General features: G+C 68.5%; 15 protein-coding genes. 13 read left to right on the top strand and 2 right to left on the bottom strand.

Annotation, left to right across the window (positions count from 1 at the left end; genetic code table 11):
• The 4 genes from ACGFZ2_RS19165 (at position 1) to ACGFZ2_RS19150 (ending at position 3,787) form a co-directional block, all read left to right on the top strand.
• Entirely contained in the window at positions 1 to 930 is a 930-nt protein-coding gene (locus ACGFZ2_RS19165; RefSeq protein WP_393455172.1) for a carbohydrate ABC transporter permease, read from the top strand.
• Positions 931 to 940: 10 nt separating this feature from the next.
• Positions 941 to 1,837, top strand: coding sequence for a carbohydrate ABC transporter permease (locus ACGFZ2_RS19160; RefSeq protein WP_393455169.1), 897 nt, complete (start codon positions 941 to 943; stop codon positions 1,835 to 1,837).
• Positions 1,838 to 1,847: 10 nt separating this feature from the next.
• Positions 1,848 to 3,401, top strand: coding sequence for a glucoamylase family protein (locus tag ACGFZ2_RS19155; RefSeq protein ID WP_393455166.1), 1,554 nt, complete (start codon positions 1,848 to 1,850; stop codon positions 3,399 to 3,401).
• A gap of 89 nt (positions 3,402 to 3,490) precedes the next feature.
• Positions 3,491 to 3,787 (top strand): hypothetical protein, encoded by a 297-nt coding sequence (locus ACGFZ2_RS19150; protein ID WP_393455163.1) that lies wholly within the window; start codon positions 3,491 to 3,493, stop codon positions 3,785 to 3,787.
• Positions 3,788 to 3,923: 136 nt separating this feature from the next.
• Here the strand turns inward: ACGFZ2_RS19150 and ACGFZ2_RS19145 are convergent, their stop codons facing one another.
• Together ACGFZ2_RS19145 and ACGFZ2_RS19140 are read right to left on the bottom strand one after the other, a co-directional pair.
• Positions 3,924 to 4,325: a hypothetical protein gene (locus tag ACGFZ2_RS19145; RefSeq protein WP_393455160.1), complete on the bottom strand. Its 402-nt coding sequence runs from the start codon at positions 4,323 to 4,325 to the stop codon at positions 3,924 to 3,926.
• A complete protein-coding gene (locus tag ACGFZ2_RS19140) occupies positions 4,318 to 5,064 on the bottom strand; it encodes a hypothetical protein (protein WP_393268682.1) in 747 nt (248 codons plus the stop codon). Before ACGFZ2_RS19140 ends, ACGFZ2_RS19145 begins: the two co-directional genes overlap by 8 nt.
• A gap of 175 nt (positions 5,065 to 5,239) precedes the next feature.
• Here ACGFZ2_RS19140 and ACGFZ2_RS19135 point away from each other — a divergent pair, with 175 nt between their 5' ends.
• From ACGFZ2_RS19135 to ACGFZ2_RS19095, 9 genes are all read left to right on the top strand, one after another.
• Positions 5,240 to 5,674, top strand: coding sequence for a hypothetical protein (locus tag ACGFZ2_RS19135; protein ID WP_393455157.1), 435 nt, complete (start codon positions 5,240 to 5,242; stop codon positions 5,672 to 5,674).
• A gap of 92 nt (positions 5,675 to 5,766) precedes the next feature.
• Positions 5,767 to 7,122, top strand: a complete 1,356-nt coding sequence (locus ACGFZ2_RS19130) for a PrsW family intramembrane metalloprotease (protein ID WP_393455154.1) — start codon at positions 5,767 to 5,769, stop codon at positions 7,120 to 7,122.
• Between the two features lie 146 nt (positions 7,123 to 7,268).
• Positions 7,269 to 7,991, top strand: coding sequence for a hypothetical protein (locus ACGFZ2_RS19125; protein WP_393455151.1), 723 nt, complete (start codon positions 7,269 to 7,271; stop codon positions 7,989 to 7,991).
• A gap of 223 nt (positions 7,992 to 8,214) precedes the next feature.
• A complete protein-coding gene (locus tag ACGFZ2_RS19120; RefSeq protein WP_393455148.1) occupies positions 8,215 to 8,730 on the top strand; it encodes a hypothetical protein in 516 nt (171 codons plus the stop codon).
• Between the two features lie 635 nt (positions 8,731 to 9,365).
• Complete coding sequence (gene pruA / locus ACGFZ2_RS19115) at positions 9,366 to 11,000, top strand: L-glutamate gamma-semialdehyde dehydrogenase (RefSeq protein WP_393455145.1); 1,635 nt, start codon at positions 9,366 to 9,368, stop codon at positions 10,998 to 11,000.
• Positions 11,001 to 11,131: 131 nt separating this feature from the next.
• Positions 11,132 to 12,001 carry an ABC transporter substrate-binding protein gene (locus ACGFZ2_RS19110; RefSeq protein WP_393455142.1) on the top strand — a complete coding sequence of 290 codons (870 nt, stop codon included), beginning with the start codon at positions 11,132 to 11,134 and terminating at the stop codon, positions 11,999 to 12,001.
• 2 nt (positions 12,002 to 12,003) lie between these two features.
• Positions 12,004 to 13,101: an amino acid ABC transporter permease gene (locus ACGFZ2_RS19105; RefSeq protein WP_393455139.1), complete on the top strand. Its 1,098-nt coding sequence runs from the start codon at positions 12,004 to 12,006 to the stop codon at positions 13,099 to 13,101.
• A 3-nt stretch (positions 13,102 to 13,104) separates the two neighbouring features.
• On the top strand, positions 13,105 to 13,854 hold the full coding sequence (locus tag ACGFZ2_RS19100; RefSeq protein WP_393268661.1) for an amino acid ABC transporter ATP-binding protein: 750 nt from the start codon (positions 13,105 to 13,107) through the stop codon (positions 13,852 to 13,854).
• A 38-nt stretch (positions 13,855 to 13,892) separates the two neighbouring features.
• Positions 13,893 to 14,672: an acetoacetate decarboxylase family protein gene (locus ACGFZ2_RS19095; protein WP_393455136.1), complete on the top strand. Its 780-nt coding sequence runs from the start codon at positions 13,893 to 13,895 to the stop codon at positions 14,670 to 14,672.
• Positions 14,673 to 14,676: the final 4 nt, after the last annotated feature.

Here is a 14,676-nt window from a genome sequence, read left to right as displayed (position 1 = left end):
ATGACCTCCGCCACCGCGCGACCCGCGTGCACCGGCGGCAACCGGACGACCACGGGCAGGCGCCGGGAGGGCATCGCGGGTTGGGGCTTCGCGCTCCCGTTCCTGCTCGTGTTCGTGGTGTTCATGGCGGGCCCGGTGCTGGCCTCGCTCGCCATGAGCTTCACCGACCTGCGCAGCGCCGACCTGCGCGACCCCCTCGGGGTCAACCCGGTCGGCCTGGACAACTACGTCAAGCTGTTCGGTGACGACACGTTCCGGCAGGCCGCCATCAACACGGCGTACTTCGTGCTGGTCGGGGTCCCGCTGACGATGGTGCTCGGGCTCGCGGCCGCGGTCGGCCTGGACGCGGGGATCACCAGGTTCCGGACGTTCTTCCGGGTCGGCTACTACCTGCCCGTCGTCACCAGCATCGTGGCCGTCGCCGTCGTCTGGCGCTTCGTGCTCGAGCCGGACGGCGGGCTGGTCAACACGCTGCTGGGCTACGTCGACATCGACGGCCCGAGCTGGCTGACCGACCCGACGACGGCGATGCCCGCGCTCATCCTGATGGCGGCCTGGCGGAACCTGGGGTACCTGATGGTGATCTTCCTGGCCGGCCTGCAGGCGATTCCCGGGGAGCTGTACGAGGCGGCGGCCATGGACGGCAGCGGCGCGTGGTCGCGGTTCCGCCACGTCACGCTGCCGCTGATGCGGCCCACGCTGCTGTTCGGCGGCGTCATCACCGGCATCGGCTACCTGCAGTTCTTCGAGGAGCCGTTCGTGATGACGCAGGGCGGGCCCCTGGACCGGACGCTGTCGGTGGCCTTCTACGTCTACAACCAGTTCGGCTTCGGCAATTACAGCTACGCCGCGGCCATCAGCTATGTCCTCTTCATCGCCATCCTCGTCCTCACCCTGGTGCAGTTCCGGCTGCTCCGGTCGAAGACGTGAGGGAGCCGTCATGACCACGTCCGTGCACACACCAGCCCCGCCCGCACCGCGCCGTACCGGCAGAAGGCGCCGGGTCGTGGGTGGCGCGCCGGAGGCCCGGGGCCACCTGTGGGTGTACGCCGTCCTCGCCGGTGGGCTCGTACTCCTGGTCGGTCCGTTCGTCTGGATGCTGCTCGGCTCGTTCAAGACCAACGCCGAGGTCCGCCGGGTGCCACCCACCTGGCTGCCCGAGTCCGCAACGCTGGAGAACTACCGGCACCTGTTCACGCAGTTGGACTTCCCGCAGTTCTTCTTCAACAGCACCCTGGTGGCCGTCGCCATCACCCTGGGCAATCTCGTCTTCTGCTCGATGCTCGGCTACGCCCTGGCGAAGCTCCGTTTCCCCGGCAGGCGGGCGGTGTTCGCGCTCGTGCTCGGGATGCTGATGGTGCCGGGCATGGTCACCTTCGTCCCGCTGTTCATGCTGGTCAGCAAGCTCGGCATGGTGAACAGCTATGCCGGGCTCATCCTGCCGTGGCTGGCCCAGCCACTCGGGGTGTTCCTGATGCGACAGTTCATCCTGGGCCTGCCCGACGACCTGATCCAGGCGGCGCGGGTGGACGGTGCCGGGGAGTTCCGGATCTTCGCCCGAGTCATCCTGCCGCTGTGCGGACCGGCCCTGGCCACGCTCGGGATCCTGCAGTTCCTGGCCACCTGGAACAACTTCCTCTGGCCGCTGGTCGTCGCCCAGTCCGAGGAGAAGTACACCCTCCCCGTGGCCCTCGCGCTCTACGCCATCGGGGAGAACAACACCCGCTACGGCCTGCTGATGGCGGGCGCGGTGGTGACCATCCTGCCGATCCTGCTCATCTTCGTGTTGCTGCAGCGCTACTTCGTGCAAGGCATCGCCATGACCGGCCTCAAGTGAGGAGTCTTCCGTGCGACCCAGAAATCGTCTGACCGTCGCCGCGGGGGTGATCATGTCCGTCGGACTGGTCGTCGCCGCCGCCCCCGCGGCCACCGCCGCCCCCTCTCCGGCCACCCGGTCCACCACGGGCCACAACGCTCTCCTGCACCAGTACGCCGCGGACACGTGGCGCTCGTTCGCCGCCCTGGTCGATCCGGCCACCGGCCTGGTCGCCGACAACATCGGCGGTGGCCTCGACCCGGCCGACCGCTCGGCGTACACCTCACCGACCAACATCGGCGCCTACCTGTGGAGCACCGTTGTCGCCCGGGAGACCCGGCTGATCCCGGCCGACGAGGCACGGGCCCGCATCGCCCAGACCCTGGCCACGCTGGCCCGGCTGGAGATCCATGAGGCATCGGGCATGTACTACAACTGGTACCACCCGTCGACCGGGGCGAAGCTCACCACCTGGCCGGCCGACGGCAGCACCCTGCACCCGTTCCTGTCCAGCGTCGACAACGGCTGGATCGCCACCGCCCTGACGATCGTCAAGGACCAGGTGCCGGAGCTGGCGGCGCCGGCCGACGCGCTGCTGCGCCGGATGGACTTCGGCTACTACTACAACCCGGCCGAGCGGCAGATCCGCGGCGGCTTCTGGGCGGAGCCGCCGCCCGGCTGCTCCGTCGCCGGCAACTACCGCGGCGGCCCCGACGTGTACTACACCTGCCACCACTACGGCGCCTTCAACACCGAGCCGCGCATCGCCAGCTACCTGGGCATCGCCGCCGGCCAGATCCCGCCCCAGCACTACTTCGGCATGTGGCGGACCTTCCCGCCGGAGGGCTGTGACTGGTCGTGGTCCGAGCAGCGGGCGGTCGGCAAGTGGCGCACCTACCTCGGGGTGCGGCTGTTCGAGGGCGCCTACCGCTACCGCGGCATGCAGTTGGTGCCCACCTGGGGCGGCTCGATGTTCGAGGCGCTGATGGTGCCGCTGTTCGTACCCGAGGAGCAGTGGGGCAAGGACAGCTGGGCGATCAACCACCCGACGTACGTCCGGGCGCAGATCGAGCACGGGCTGCGCGAGGCCGGCTACGGCTACTGGGGATTCTCGCCGTCGAACAACCCGGCCGGCGGGTACCGGGAGTACGGCGTGGACCCGATCGGGATGGACGCCGGCGGGTACAGCTCCGACCAGGAGCGCACCACCGTCGACTACGGGTACGGCGAATGCCGGCCGGCGCAGCCGCTGCCCACGGCGTACGGGCAGGGTGTGGTGACCCCCCACGCCTCGTTCCTCGCGCTGCGCTACGCCGAGGACGACGCCCTGCGGAACCTGGCCAACCTGCGGCGGGACTTCGACGCGTACGGCCCTGGCGGCTTCTACGACGCCGTCAACGTGACCAGTGGGCAGGTGTCGAAGCGCTACCTGGCGCTGGACCAGGGCATGGTCATGGCGGCGCTGGGCAACGCGCTCGCCCAGGACCTGCTTCGTAAGCCGTTCAGCGAGGGCGCCATGAAGCAGCGTGTCGCGCCGCTGATGCGGATGGAGCAGTTCTCCCTGCCGCGCCCGGAGACCCCCTGACGCCGCAGCGAGGCCGTTGACCATCCTGCGGCGCAGGCCGATGCCTGCGCCGCAGGATCGGCCAGCCCGCTTCCCCGTCGGTCGCCTCCGTGCCGGAGGTGACGGTCACCGGTCCGCTCTCCGCGCCGGTCACCGCCGCCGCGCTCCCCGCGACCGGCGAACCCCCGACCGTGCGCCTGCGGGTGGACGCGGCCGCCCCCGGCGTACCGCTGCACCGCCCGTGGCAGCCGATGATCGGCAGCGAACGACTGTCCCAGCTGCTCCGCCCCGACCGCTCCGGCGGCCGGGAGATCGGCACCGAACTGCTCGCGGCGCTGCGTCGGGTCCGCGACGAGATCGGCGTCGAGACGCCGGCGTCGATGGATGGATCGGCTGACCTGGCTTAATTGGACGGCAACGCTGTCCCGCGCTCGTGGCCGTACGCCGCCTGTCAGCGCTCGGCCCCACTGCCGCCGACGCGGTGCCTGGCCGGGCGATGCCGCGCCAGTGCTGACGCTTCGGACCTCGACCAGGGTGTTGTGGTCAGAACATCAGTTCCTCGGCCACCAGTGAGCATTCGCGGAGCAGTTCGTCGTCCCGGTGCGGCACGGTGTAGCGGCGTTCGCGGATCAGCGCCAGGAAGTCCTCGGGGAGGGCCACCCGGTGCCGGTGGACGTAGTACGCCAGATCGTCGCGCCACAGCCAGTCGCCGTCGGTGCGGATCGTCGACCCGTTCATGACCTGTCGCGCCGAGTCGAACGGGTCGCCGGCCAGGTCCATCATGTCGATGAGGACGTACCCCGCTCTCAGGTAACGGACGACCTCGTCGACATCCGGCATCTCCTCGGCGGAGACGTTGTCGAAGATGCTCTCCTGAACCAGGCCCAGGCCGACAGGTCCCAGTTCGCGGAACATCCCGGCGAACCGCAACGCCGGCTTACCCATCGGTCCCCCCGCCGGGATAGAAGGTCACCCACTGGCCGCCGGGCCTGATCCGAGGAACCTGCCCCACCGGACCATACCGGTTCACACCGACCGCGTCGGTAGGCGCCATGACCGTCACCCCCAGCGCGTCCGCGACCTGCTGGGCCGGCGGCGGGACACCCGCGTCGGGCCTCACGGTGCCCGAGTGGCAGGACACCAGACGCACCGGCCCGCCGTCGTAGTGCGGATTGCCGCGGATCGCCTCGGCGATCTGGGCCGGGTGGGTGTAGTTCGACGGATGGTCGGCACCGTCTGCCCCGATCAGGCCCGGCAGGAACAGCCCGTTGCGCTCACCATGGACCACGACGTCGTGGTAACCCGGCTCGGGTGCGACGGCGTCGAAGTTCCGCATGGTCCGCTCGTCGTAGCCGATCGCCGTGGCGCCCGGGCGGTGGTAGACCGGGTCGCCACCGGCGAGTTGCGAGTCCGGCGGCCGGGTCGGCTGGTGCGGATGTGTGCCGGGATCTTTCCAGTCCGACCTGCGGCCCATCGAGTCCGTCGTCGCCGGTATTCCCATCAGGGCATCGAGCACCTGTGGAAAGAACACGGCGAACGCCGTGTAACCGGCGAGGGCGGCGCCACCCAGCACCGCGATCGCTGCGATGCCGACGGCGGGGACCGCTCCGTAACAGCCGGCGAGGCCGTCGGCCATGCCGCCACAATCGATGGGTACGCCCTCGGCCAGCACGTTGACAGACACCGCCGCAGACATAGCCTCCCAATCCGAGCGTCGGGATTGAGCTATGCGCATGCGCGTCCACGTACGCTTGTACGACCGCCGCTACGGGTTAGGCTAGGGTAACCCACCACCGTGGACGGAGGGAGCCGTGCCAGACGGGACCGAGCCCACGGAAGCTCGCCTTCCGGTACGCGTGATGACTGTCCTCGGTCTGATCGCGGTGGTCGTCGTCCTCGCCTCGGCTGTCGTCCTGGCCGTGTCCTGGCCGGCCACCCCACAACGTTCTCCGGCCCTGCCGATCCGGCTCTACGCATACGACTCGGCCACCGCGAGCATCGGCGATCTGCCGCAGGAGAGATTCCGGCAGGGACAGATCCCGGCCGCCACGATCGACGAGGGTGTGGCCGCGTCCGTAGCCGCGGAACCCGCGCGGGCGAGCTGGTACGACGCGTTCGGCCACCGGACCAACAGCGTGGACCTGCCGGATCTCGACGGCCTGCGGGCCAGTCCCGTGCCGTTGAGTGCCACCTCCGCGGTACCCGCTGGGACATACCAGTTTGTGTTGGCCACCGTCCGAGGAAACCGGGCGGAGGAGGTGCTCGCCTGGGTGCACGTGGAAATCGAGCGATGACGGAGGAGACGCCGCAGCCGACCAGCGCACCGCCGGAGGGATCCGGGCTCGGCCTCGCACCGCCGCCCCGCCCGGTGGTGCCGGATCCGACCGTGCCGGCGGCGTACCGGCTCGACCGGCTCGGCGCCGCGCTCACGACGGGTGAGGCGCTGCTGGTGATGATCGCCGTAGCGTCGCTGGTCGGTGTCATCCGCGATGACGGCACGGGGGTACGCGTCCTCGGCATGGTCAGCCTCGGGGTTGCCGGCATCTCACTGTTCACCGCCTGCATCGCCGCTGTCGTCGTCGCCGTAACCTCAGCCGCGGGTGGCTCGCCGCGTCGCCGCTTCATGACCTGGGCCATCTGCGGTGGACTGGTGTTCGCCGTGCCCGCCCTCCTGGTTGTGTTCCTCACCCTCCTGCAGGTGGGAATCGCCTGGCGGGGCGCGCTGCTGAGCATTCCAACGACCCTTTTCGCGCTGTGGACATTCCGCCGGATGCAGCGCAACCGCAAGCCACCGTGGCGACTGGTCGTGGTCGCCTTCGCCTGGGGCCTGTTCGTCGCCGCGTACTTCGCCCAGATGGTCGAGGGCATCCTGCACGTCGTCATCACGGCAGAGCTTCTGCCGGGCACCGCGGCGATCCTCAGTCACGCGGCCGCCGCCGCGGTCCCGGAGGAGTTGGGCAAGGGTGCGGGGGTCCTCGTGATCGTGCTGCTCGCCTGGCGGCGCGTCGACGGCATGCTCGGTGGCATCGTCATCGGCGCCTGCGTCGGAATCGGCTTCCAGTTCGCCGAGTCGATGTCCTACATGACGGGAGACTTCGGCACCGTGCTCTACCAGCACTGGTACCGGCAGGTCACCGGGCTCCTGGTCAGCCACGCCACCTACACGGGGATCATCGGCGCCGGCATCGGACTCGCCACACAGTTCAACGACTGGCGGCGGCGGGCGGTCTGCGTCGGTAGCGGCTTCCTCGTCGCCATCGCGGCCCACCTGATCTGGGACGTCTTCGCAATGGGCCGCCTGTACTGGGAGTCTGACAATTCCCTGCTTCAGCTGTTCGTGGTGCAGCCGCTGAACCTCGTCGTCCTCAAGGGACCGGCGTTCGCCATCCTGCTGTTGCTCGTCATCATCGCGTTGCGTCAAGAAACCAGGTCGCTGCACCAGCACCTCCGGAGGGAGGCCCGCGATTCGCGCGGCGCGATCATCCCGGCCGAGGTGCCCGTACTGGTGAATCCGCCACTGCGCTTCCGGATGCGGCTACAGGCACTCCTGCGTGGCGACCGTCCGGCCTACACCCGGATGAGGCGTCTGCACTCCGCGCAACTGGACCTGGCGTTCGCCCGATTGCGCCGCGACCGGGGTGAACCGCAGCCGCCGGGAGTCGAAGAATCGCTGCGGCAGCGGATTCACGATCTCAAGGCGGAATCCCCTCTGGTCCCGGCCGCCGTCGCGGGCCAGCGGTGACGATCGCATGGCGTGAGCCTTCCCGCATCGGCTGATCTACCGAGCCAGCGCGGTACGGTGCCCGCTGAAGACCAGCCTGCTGGCCGCTGATCTGGCCCGGGCCGAGAGTCTGGCCGTCCTTAGTGGATCTATGTCACACTCCTCGGGTGACGCTGCCTCCGCCGTCTGACGTGCCCCACAACCAGGGTGTGACCCCACCGGAACCCGGCATGGCCGCGCCGCCGTCGGCGCCGCCGAAGCGCAACGGGCTCATCATCGGCGTCATCGCCGGGGTGCTGGCGTTGTGCCTGCTCGGGACCTGCGTGGTCGCGGCCGGCGCGCTCGTCGTCTCCAACATGGGCGACGATGGCCGGCCCACAAACGTCGCGGACGGATCCTCTCCCGTGCCGTCGCCGACGACACCCTCACCGCCGTCCACCGAGGAGACGTATTCCCCGCCTGAGGAGGAGGACCGGACGACCGAGGCGGCTCCGCCACCGCCGCCCGCGAAGATCGGGCAGTGCATCGTCGTCAGCGAAGACGGTGACTTCCTGGGGATTGGCAACTGCAACGGCACGCGTGGCACCTATCGGGTGGTTTCGGTGGACTATGACCGGGGTGCGTGCGCCGATCCCGAGTCTGCGTACATTACGGAAGACGGCTACCGCCTGTGCCTGGAGCTTCACCTGGTGCGCAATTACTGTTACAAATTCCCAAAGGATGATGGCTGGATCGTCGGCGCGTCGAAGTGTAAGGCAAAGGGCACGGTTCACGTTGTCGACATCGTCCCAGGGGCGTCCAACGGCGACAGGTGCACGCGGGACTACCGGTGGAACCACTGGTACCGGTTCACGCACCCCACTGTTGTTTACTGTGTTCTGAAGTATTAGAGGGCGTCCGGTCGCACTTGAAACGCAGCATCGGCAACTTGCTGTTACGGCGTCGACCACCTTTTCGCGAGGATCGAGAACCGGCTCAAGCGCATCCAGTACCGCCCCGACCTGCTCGACTGATTCCTCGCCCGAACCAGCCTGACGCCACCGCTGTTCTCCGTGAGGTCTGGGTCCCTCGGGGGTCTTATCTGGTCTTGGTAGAGAGGGTAGGGTGCGCTTAGTGGGAGACCTGTACGAAATTGTGTTGAGTATCGACTTGCGTGGCGACGTCCCCGACGGGGAGCTTGCCGAGCTGCGGTGGCACGTGGGACAGGGGCCCAGGCCTGGGCAGCTGCTGATCGGCGCGGACGCCTATCTGGAGACCTATCCGCTGGGGGATCCCGACGATCCCGATTGCGAGTGGGAGACCGCCGAACCAGCGCCGATGTTCGGGCAACGGGGCGTGGCCTGGCGAGCGGGAGGCGCGCTCATCGCCGAGTTGGTCAGGCGGGAGCAGCCGGACGGCTGGGCGTTGACTGTGCGCCAGGAACTGCATCCTGACATGTTTTACCAGCTTCGGGCGCTGCTGGAGTGGCTGGGCTTGCGCGCTGTCGATTGCGGTGACGGTGTCGAGTGCTTCGTCGGCTACCTGCGCTTCTGCGAGACGACGGAGATCACGCCTCTTGTTCTGACGAATGGGCGAATCGGCATCCCGGCGGATGTCCAGTCCCATACCCCAGACTGGCAGGGGACCTGAGTGCAAGGTGGGGCGAAAATTCGGGAAGGATTCGTTCGTTGATGAGTGCTCACGGGCGATCTCCCTGGAGACCACCTACTTGTCGCAGGCGTTCCAGCGCATGACGCCGGTGGTCCATCGCCACGTCCTCGACGTCCAGTAGTACCTCGTCGGCGCGTTGCTTGGTTCCACACCTGCCACCCCGCTGTAGCGAGGGTTGGTGAGGATGACGCGACCGCGCTCTTGGATGTCCTCGGCCCGGTGGCGCTGCCCGGCCGTGCTGCCGGCAGGGGCCTGGGCGGCGGCCCGCGTGCGCCGAGGGTGTAGATCCGCGGTCTCGGCTTCGAGGGTCCATGCGCGGTGGTCGCACACAATGATCATGTTGTTGGTGCGCGGGCAGGCGTGGCTGAGTGGGGCGAACCCGCGTCGGGATCGCGGGGGCGATTCGAGACCAACTGTGCGTTGGCGGCGTCAGTGGTCAGGCGGCAGGGGAGTCAGGAGTTGAGGGCTGGCCCATCTGACATTTTAGTGTAATGTCAGCCCGCCGGCCGAGGTGCCCAGATCTGGGTAAGCCTCGGCGGGCATCACCAACCGCGCCCACCCGCCGGTCCGGCCTCAGTTGGACCGTGGATTCCGTCGATGCGAGGAGGACAAGAGTGGATGCCGTTACGAGTCCGCCGTCCCCGGTCAACGAAGCGACCCTGAGCTACGCCCCCGGCAGCCCCGAGCGGGCAGAGCTGGAGCGGGAGCTGGCGCGGCAGGAGAGCCGAGCGGTGGAGTTGACCGCCGCGATCGGTGGCCGCCGCCGGATGGGTGGGGGAGCGGAGATCGCGGTGGTGCAGCCGCACGACCACCGCCACGTGCTCGGGGTGCTGCGTAACTCCACCCGGACCGACGCCGAGGACGCCATCGCGGCGGCGGGGGAGGCGGCGCCCGGCTGGCGCGAGCTGTCCCTCGACGACCGCGCCGCGATCCTGCTCAAGGCTGCCGATCTGCTGGCCGGCCCGTGGCGGCAGCGACTGAACGCCGCGACGATGCTGGGCCAGTCGAAGACCGCTGTCCAAGCCGAGATCGACTCCGCGTGCGAGCTGGCCGACTTCTGGCGGTTCAACGTCCACTACGCCCGGCAGATCATGGGCGATCAGCCGGTGGCGAACTCCCGTGGGGTGTGGAACCGCACCGACCATCGCCCCCTGGAGGGCTTCGTCTACGCCGTCACCCCGTTCAACTTCACCGCGATCGCGGGAAACCTGCCGACCGCGCCGGCGCTGATGGGCAACACGGTGCTCTGGAAGCCCGCGCCGACCCAGCAGCTCGCCGCGAGCCTGATCATGGAGTTACTGGAGGAGGCCGGCCTGCCGCCCGGCGTGATCAACATGTTGCCGGGCGACGGCCTCGACGTCTCGGCAGTGGCGCTCGCCCATCGCGACCTGGCCGGTATCCACTTCACCGGCTCCACCGCGACGTTCCAGCATTTGTGGTCGACGGTGGGGGCGAACCTCGGGGGCTACCGGTCGTACCCCCGGATCGTCGGAGAGACCGGCGGGAAGGGTTTCGTGCTCGCGCACGGCTCGGCCGATCCGGACGTGCTGCGGGTGGCGCTGCTGCGGGGCGCGTTCGAGTACCAGGGGCAGAAGTGCTCGGCTGCCTCCCGGGCGTACGTGGCCCGGTCGGTGTGGGACAGGGTGCGCGAACCGCTGCTCGCCGAGGTGGAGGCACTGACGATGGGCGACGTCACCGACCTCTCCCACTTCATGGGGGCGGTGATCGACGCCCGGGCGTTGAGCCGGCACCGGGCCGCGATCGACCGGGCCCACCGGCGGGACTCGCTGACGGTGCTCGCCGGTGGCGAGGTCGACGATTCGACCGGTTATTTCGTCCGCCCCACCGTCGTGCACAGCGCCGACCCCACCGACGAGATGTTCCGCACGGAGTACTTCGGGCCGATCCTGGCCGTGCACGTCTTCGACGACGACGCTTTCACCGACGCGGTCGACCAGATGGAATCATTCTCGTCGTACGCGCTGACCGGCGCGGTCGTTGCCCGCGACCGCGCGGCGATCGCCTGGGCCAGCCAACGGCTGCGGTTCGCCGCCGGCAACTTCTACGTCAACGACAAGCCGACCGGGGCGGTGGTCGGGCAGCAGCCGTTCGGCGGCTCCCGTGCCTCGGGCACCAACGACAAGGCGGGCGCGGCGTCGAACCTGACCCGCTGGATCTCGCCGCGGTCGATCAAGGAGACCTTCGACCCGCCGCGCGACCATCGTTACCCCCACATGGGCTCCCGCTGACGGGCCCTACCAGCTGAAAGCCCTCTGGACTGACCTGCTGATCAGGTGTAGCGTCTTTCACACTTCACTAACATGTCACTGACATTCCATTCTCCCCCATTGCGTCATGACCATCGACACGGAGGTGTCAGATGAAGAGGTCACTCCGCTCCCTCGGCGTTGCCACGGCCATCACCGGGATGCTCGCCCTGGCCGCGTGCGGCACGGACACCTCGTCCGCCGGCTCCGGGGCAACCGGCTTCGGCGACTGTGAGGTGACAGCGAACCCCACGGTCCACGAGTTGAAGACCATGACCGAGGGCACCCTCACCGTCGCCGCCTCGCTGCCCTACCCGGCCGGCTACCGGGGCAACACCCTCGAATCGGTCAACGGCGGCTACATGTACTGCCTCGACGCCGAGATCGCCAACCGCGCCGGACTGAGCAAGATCAAGCTGGTGAATGCCTCGTTCGAGGCCCTCGTCACCGCCAAGACCTCGAACTTCGACTTCGCGGTCTGGGACATCTACGACACACCCGAACGGCGCAAGGCCGTCGACTTCTCCACGCCCTACAACACCTATCGCACCGGTGTCCTCGTCAAGACCGGATCCAGCCTGACCAAGGAGAGCATCAGGACGGCCACCGTCGGCGTGCTCGCCGGATCCGTTCAGCTCACGTACGTCAACGAGACGCTCAAGCCCAAGCAGGTGCGGGTCTTCGCCTCCAACGACGACCTCTTCAACGCCGTACTGGCCGGGCAGGTCGACGCCGCGCTCAACGACACCGCCACCGTCATGCCCCGGGCGGCCAGCTCGGACGGCAAGCTCGAGGTCATCGGACAGTACCCGGTCGGCGGCGACGTGGCAGCGCTGTTCCCCAAGGGCTCGCAGAACGTCACGGCGGTCAACCAGATCCTCGCCGACATGGAGAAGGACGGCACGCTCGCCGCCATCATGGACAAGTGGCTGAACCCGATCCTCGGCGGCGACCCTGACAAACTGGCCGACTGGAGTGCCTGACCATGAAGGTACAGTCACCCGAGACACGTGACGCCCCGCCGACAACGTCCGGTACCGGCCTCACTCCGACCAGGCCACTGTCGACGACGGCCTACCTCACCGCCGCCGCCGTCCTCACCGTCCTGGCCGCGACCCTGTGCTACCAGCTCGCCACCATGCTGGTCGACGCACCCGCCACCCGGATCCTGCTCGGTGCCGCGCTCCCGGTCGCCGCGCTCGGCTGGCCCCTCTCGCTGGCCTACCGGCGCAGCCGCCGCTCCCGGCAGGACTGGGGGGCCGGCCGGTACGTCGAGGCCCGCCGGGCGGCGGCACATTCCCGTAACGCCGCCATCTCGTCCCTCGGACTCAGCGGCTGCCTGGCCATCGTGGCCGTGCTCGCCCTGATGGTCTTCACCAACGGCGGGGCGGTGCAGAAGACGTTCTTCAACGGCGAGTACATGTCGCGCAGCTTCCTCGACATCCTCCGCGCCCTGTGGATCAACATCCAGATCGCGCTCGGCGCCCAGGTCCTCGCCATGGTCTTCGGGCTCGTGCTCGCCATCGGCCGGCAACTGCCGGGCCGGGGCTTCCGCCCGGTCAGGGCGCTGTCCATCGCCTACATCGACGTGTTCCGCGGCATCCCGTCGGTCGTCCTGATCTACCTCGTCTGCTACGGCCTACCGCTGACCGAGGTGCCGTTCCTCAGCGGCGGATCGCTTGTCGTCTACGCCATCGTGGCGCTGGCCATGACGTACAGCGCCTACAACGCGGAGCTGTACCGCGCCGGGATCGAGTCGATCAACCCCGGCCAGAGCTCCGCAGCCCTCTCCATGGGCCTGACCCAGACCGACGTCCAGCGGTTCGTCATCCTGCCGCAGATGGCCCGCAACATCGCCGCGCCCATGCTCAGCACCTTCATCGGCCTGCAGAAGGACACCGCGCTGGTGATCGTCGTCGGCATCATCGACGCGTTCAGCCAGGCCAAGATCTACTCGGCGAACGATTTCAACCTCTCCGCGGTGACCGCCGTGTGCATCGTCTTCGTTCTCATCACCATCCCGCAGACCCGGTTCGTCGACTACCTGCTCGCCCGTACCGGGGCCAGGAAGACAGGGGCGTGAGTCATGTCCCGAGCGTTCATCGAGTTCGACAAGGTGACCAAGCGGTACGGCGACCTCACCGTGCTGGACAAGGTCGACCTCACCGTCGGCCGGCACGAGGTCGTCACGCTCATCGGCGCCTCCGGTTCAGGCAAGTCGACGCTGCTGCGCTGCGTCAACGGGCTGGAGGACGTCCAGGGCGGGCAGATCCTCCTCGACGGTGACGTCGTCTCCGGCGAGGGCGTCGACCTGGTCGGGCTGCGCCGCCGGGTCGGGATCGTCTTCCAGAGCTACAACCTGTTCCCGCACATGACGGTGCTGCGGAACTGCACGCTCACCCCGATCCGCGCCGGCGTGGCGAGCAAGGTCGAGGCCGAGGCCAACGCGCGGGCGATGCTCGACCGCGTGGGCCTGCGCGACAAGGCCGACGCCTATCCCTCGCAGCTCTCCGGCGGCCAGCAGCAGCGCGTCGCCATCGCCCGGGCGATGCTCATGCGCCCGCAGGCCCTGCTGCTGGACGAGATCACCTCAGCCCTCGACCCGGAACTCGTGATCGAGGTGCTGAACCTGGTCCGGGAACTCGCCTCCGACGGCATCACCATGATGATGACGACCCACGAGATGCCCTTCGCCCGCGAGATCTCATCGAAGGTCTGCTTCCTGCACCGGGGCGTGATCCTCGAACAGGGCCCGCCCGAGCAGATCTTCGAATCACCCACCGCGCCCGAACTCCGGTCGTTCCTCCGCAAGATCCACGAAGCCGGCCGGGACTAGGCCCACCCTCCATGAGACAAGGTCAGGGAAACCAACCGATGAGCAAGACGTACGACACCAGGGACTTCTTCACCTACCTCGGGTACCCGAGCGGCGACCGGCCCTACTGGTGCAAGGACCTGCGCAGCCTCTCCGTCTACTGCCGAGGCGACCGGGCGAACCTGGAGGCGCTCCTCGCGCCAACCCCGTTCGAGCTCGCCGACGACCGGTTCGTCGTGCAGATCGCGGACTTCGGCAACGCCACCCCCGGCCCCTTCTACGACTCGGGCGTCGTCATCCCCGTCCGCTACGGCGATCACCGGGGAGTCAACTACTTCTTCGAGTACGAGGACCAGCCCTGGAGCGTCGCCTTCGGCCGGGAGGTCTGGGGCTATCCCAAGCATTACGCGGACATCGCGCTGACCGACACCGCCGACGCGGTCTCCGGCGCCGTGCACCGCTCCGGCAAGCTGATCTTCGGTATCTCGATGACCCCCGGGGACGGGCACGACAACGCGGCCTGGGCCGACATGTCCCTCTACCCGCACCTTCAGGTCCACGCCCTGCCGGAAGCCGACGGGCCGGGGTTCCGGATCTTCGAGATCGTCTCCCGGGACACCTCGAAGGACTTCGTTCTCAAGCACCGGAGCTTCGGACCCGCAGCCGTCGAGCTCACCGACTCGCTCTCGGTCAACGGCGTCGGGTTGAAGGTGGTCGAGGTGCTCGGTGGGGAGTTCTCCGTCGGGGACTATGCCTGCACGGTGGAGAACGGCATCTCGACGGTGATCGACGACCTTCTCGGCGACCCGTCCCGCGCCGGAGCGTCGAAGCGCCCGTAACCGT

The sequence above is a fragment of the Micromonospora sp. NPDC048063 genome, from assembly GCF_043202855.1.
Lineage (GTDB): Bacteria > Actinomycetota > Actinomycetes > Mycobacteriales > Micromonosporaceae > Micromonospora.
Note: the sequence above shows the minus strand (reverse complement) of the source record. Positions and strands in the feature narration are given on the sequence as shown.